This window comes from Bradyrhizobium sp. P5_C11_2 (assembly GCF_054049755.1).
In genome coordinates, this window is the sequence record NZ_JBFULT010000978.1 from 1 (window position 1) to 1,469 (window position 1,469).

The following is a 1,469-nucleotide window of genomic DNA, read 5'->3' on the forward strand; positions in this document are numbered from 1 at the left end:
ATCGAGAGCAGTTCCACGGGGCGGTCGGGGATGACGATGCGGAAGGTGGCGCCGATGGTGCCTTCGACCAGATGGATGTCGCCGCCATGGGCGCGGACGAGCTCGGCGGCAATCGCAAGGCCGAGGCCGCTGCCGCCGGGGCGGCCGGAGGTCTGGAACGCCTCGAACAGGTGCTCCCGGGTCTTCGGGGGGACGCCGGGGCCGGTGTCGGACACCTCCAGGATGGCGACGGCACCCTCGCGCTTGCCCGTGATCCGGATCTGCTGCACGCCACCGTCGCCGCCCGACGAATGGCTTTCCAGCGCCTGGGCGGCGTTGCGGACAAGGTTGAGCAGCACGCGGAAGAGCTGGTCGGGATCGGCATCGACCGCGAGCCCACGCTCGATCGCGGCGACCCAGGCGATCGAGGCGTCGCTGGCGAGGCCTGCGGTCTCGCGCACCTCCAGCACCACCGGCTCGATCAGGAGCATGCGGCGGTCGGGCGCGGCCTCCTGGGCGCGACCGTAGGACAGCGTCGACTGGCAGAACGCGATGGCGCGCTCGAGCGAGCGCACCAGCTTTGGCGCGAATCGCTGCACCCGCGGATCGGGCACGCTGGCGAGCTGGTCCGACAACAGCTGCGCCGAGGCGAGCAGGTTGCGCAGATCGTGGTTGATCTTGGAGACGGCGAGGCCGAGGGCGGCAAGCCGGCTCTTCTGATTCAGCATCGACATCAGATCGCGCTGCATGTCCGACAATTCGCGCTCGGCGACCCCGATCTCGTCGCTGCGCTGGCTCGGCACGATGATCCGCGCCGAGCTCTCCGGATTTTCGTGGAAGCCGACCAGGCTCGCGGTCAGCCGCCGCATCGGCCGCACGAAGAGATAATGAAGCGCGAGGTAGACCAGGCCCGCGGTCAGCGCCGCGATGATCAGCGCCACCACCACGACGTTGCGGGAGAAGCGATACATCGACTGCCGCAGCGGCAATTCATCTGTCACGATCTCGATGAACTGGGCGCTGCCGACGCCGGGGCCGACGATCCGGATGGCCTGGTTGCCGGTCTCCAGCATCATCCGGAACGAGCCGGTGATCGCCTCCCAGGCCGTCATGTCGCGCAGGTCGATGTCGTGCTCGATGGCGGTCGGCAGATTGTCGCTGGCGAGCAGGCGGCGCTGCTGGCCCATCTTGATGGCGACCGCGCGGGCATTGATGCTTTTCAGGATCTGGCGCGACAGCGAATCGGGAACCATGCCGAGCGGCGCCGCATCGAGCACCAGCGCCGCCGTGTTGGCCGCCGCCACGCGATCGTTGAGCCGGTTGACCCAGAAGTTGGCGATCGCAGGCACGTAGAGCAGGACGGCCGCAATCATCACCAGGGGAACGGTCAGCAGCAGCAGCTTGCCGGACAGGCCGAGCCGACGCGGCCCGCGCGGCCGCGTCACCGGCTGGTCCGGTTGGTCCGGCTGATCCAGAGCTCGCTCCAGATC

1 protein-coding gene is annotated in these 1,469 nt (G+C 68.8%); it reads right to left on the bottom strand.

Features of this window, described 5'->3' with window-relative positions; genetic code table 11:
* On the bottom strand, positions 1-1,466 hold a 1,466-nt coding region (locus ACXJL8_RS40890; protein ID WP_456687021.1), incomplete at its 3' end, for an ATP-binding protein.
* Positions 1,467-1,469: the final 3 nt, after the last annotated feature.